This is a genomic window from Luteolibacter algae, from assembly GCF_042683045.1.
Lineage (GTDB): Bacteria > Verrucomicrobiota > Verrucomicrobiia > Verrucomicrobiales > Akkermansiaceae > Luteolibacter > Luteolibacter algae.
This window is the reverse complement of sequence record NZ_JBHUIT010000019.1, coordinates 1-2,379: the sequence shown is the minus strand read 5'-3', so window position 1 is coordinate 2,379 and position 2,379 is coordinate 1. Positions and strand designations below refer to the sequence as shown.

Here is a 2,379-nt window from a genome sequence, read left to right as displayed (position 1 = left end):
GAGGAGATGGCGCGATATCCGGAGGCGATGGGGACAAGCCAACCGGGGCGGCGCAAGATTTCCCGGAGGCGGGCTGGCAGTGGTGCGCGGTGCATTTCTACCGCGACACGTGGAACGAGGTTCCCGGCACCAAGGTCAAGACGGTCGCCGCGATGCTCAAGGCGATCCACGCCCAGGAAGACCGCGCGGCGGCGGAGGCGAAGGCGGCGGATGTCGTCGCCAAGCTGCGGGTCATGAAGCTGCCCAAGGCCGCCGACCAGGTGGAGCGGACGATAGACGCTCACCTACATGGACTTCCCGCGCGAGCACTGGCGCAATCTGCGGACCAACAATCCGATGGAGCGCATGATGTGCGAGATCAGGAGGAGGACGCGGGTCGTAGGCGCATTCCCGGACGGCAACAGCGCGCTGATGCTGGCCGCCGCGAGGCTGCGGCACATGGCCTCGAAGCACTGGGGCACGCGCCGCTACATGGACATGGAGCGGCTCAGGAGCCACGACGTCGAGGCCAGGCATTCGGCGGCGTCATAGAACCATCACCGGCCGGGCTGCGGCGTGTCCGTCTCCGCCCGGCCTCCCGAACAGTAAAACACGAACCAAAGACAACATTCCCGATCACAGCCGAACCAAAGTGCGAAAAATTCTGGACACTACCGTTTCACCCGCCTCGTTCTGCTTCAACGCGTAGGTCACTTGCTCCGGCGTATACTGACTTCTCTTCATTTCCTTGGTTCCTTTCCGATGTTTCTACCGGAAATCCCTCAAGTTTCAATCCGTCCGGTTTTCGGGGGAGACGTCAGGCACACTAGCTAACGCACCACCGCCACCTCCCCCTAGGAAGCCCAGCCCCGTTCCCAAAGCGGACCCTGCCAGAGTCAACCCGTTACGAAGATCATCTTCCCAGCATAGCCCCAATGGATCCCACGTATTGATCGGATTTCCACCCACATACCCATAGAGATTCAATCCCCCCGCTTCCCCGAGCGGGTCGGGAGACAGCCAGGCTGACTCAACTTCTGACGGCCGCTTTTGTTCTGACGGTTTCGGACTGCCCCAAACAATAAAAACAAACCCTAGCGCAGGTGTGGGGGTGAGCTCCCCAAAATAAATCACCGAAGGTGCACGGTTGGGCCCACGCTACCCCCACACCGGAGCGGATGCCAGCCCGAGGCCTGGCGCGGAGGGACTGGAGAGAGGAACCGAACGCAAGGACTGGAGCGGCTGGCTGGCCGGGCGCGGCTGGCCCGGTATTCCCCGGGACAGGGGAGCGCACGGCGGGCGGGTCCGCACGGCGAAGGAAGCGGCTGGAGGCCTGGACGATGTGGCGAGGCTGGGCGCGAGCCAGCGACCAGGTAAGCCGCTGAGGGAAGGCCGGAAGACTAGCGACCGCCCCCGGACAACCTGCGCGTGACGGGAGCGGGGTTTGCTCTGGAGGTTGGTTTTGCCCGATTACCGATAGGCCGAATGACGGATAATGCGCGATGAAGCACCCGACCCCAAAACAATACGAGTTCATTTTTCAATTTGACCCAATTGATTCAAGCTCGCTGTTCACAAGATCAATTAAATCTTCCAAAAGAATACCCAACCGATTTGGTTCATCATCAGGAGTTAGACCATGTTTGCACAAATTTTCTGAGAGTTCGTCGAGCACCTCGTCCCAACCATTAGCCGCGAGTTCAACTCCCGAAGGAACATAACTGACAGTCTTCAAACACACTCCTAATTTCTCTAGCTCGAAAAACTTTTCGCTTTTAATCATGCCTTATCCTCCTCTTGGTTTGCCCCAAACCGTGATGATTTTTCCCCATTTGTTCAGAATAACTGTCGCTCGATCTCCCACTAGTTTCACTTTTCCATCCGCCTGATTTATTATTTTTTTAGGATTTGTGATAGCATTTGCAATTCCTTTAGGACACACGCCTTTGCCTCCATTTCTACTTATAGCTTGGTTCAGTCCGTGTCGTGTGTAGCCAGTAAATCCAGTCCGTGTAATTCCAGTTGCAGCACCTGTGGTTGCTCCCCCACCAAGCAGTCTGCCTGCTATCGGCCCACTCAGGCCGCTTGCCATTGCACCAGCTATCGCTTGCCTGTTCTTCGCAGGATCTTGAATATCGTTTCCAAATTGCTTTCCAATCTCGGAGAAGAGATCCTTCGTGAATTTCCCCCAATCCTTTCCTCCTTTGCCATCGTCATAATCGCAAGACTCTAAACCAAAGGGATCCCAATAATTCACCGGATCATTCCCAACGTACCCATACAAATTCAATCCCCCCGCTTCCCCGAGCGGGTCGGGGGATAGCCATGTCGCGGTCACCGGGTCGTAGGCGCGATACCAGGTCAGGACGAGGCCGCTTTTGGCATGGTGGTGGTGGCCGG

General features: G+C 57.4%; 3 protein-coding genes and 1 pseudogene. 1 reads left to right on the top strand and 3 read right to left on the bottom strand.

The genetic code is table 11. The features are described 5' to 3' along the window. A pseudogene (locus ACFSSA_RS10775) lies at positions 1-531 on the top strand (transposase); the annotation flags it as partial. Positions 532-768: 237 nt separating this feature from the next. Here the strand turns inward: ACFSSA_RS10775 and ACFSSA_RS10770 are convergent. The 3 genes from ACFSSA_RS10770 to ACFSSA_RS10760 form a co-directional block, all read right to left on the bottom strand. After that, positions 769-1,113, bottom strand: a complete 345-nt coding sequence (locus ACFSSA_RS10770) for an RHS repeat-associated core domain-containing protein (RefSeq protein WP_386820457.1) — start codon at positions 1,111-1,113, stop codon at positions 769-771. 406 nt (positions 1,114-1,519) lie between these two features. Continuing rightward, positions 1,520-1,762: a hypothetical protein gene (locus ACFSSA_RS10765; protein ID WP_386820456.1), complete on the bottom strand. Its 243-nt coding sequence runs from the start codon at positions 1,760-1,762 to the stop codon at positions 1,520-1,522. Positions 1,763-1,765: 3 nt separating this feature from the next. Next, a partial coding sequence (locus ACFSSA_RS10760; RefSeq protein WP_386820455.1) for an RHS repeat-associated core domain-containing protein occupies positions 1,766-2,379 on the bottom strand: 614 nt, incomplete at its 5' end.

Bases quoted from the DNA above. Each gene is read 5' to 3' on its own strand.
- ACFSSA_RS10765 (WP_386820456.1), bottom strand. From the start codon at position 1,762: ATGATTAAAAGCGAAAAGTTTTTCGAGCTAGAGAAATTAGGAGTGTGT.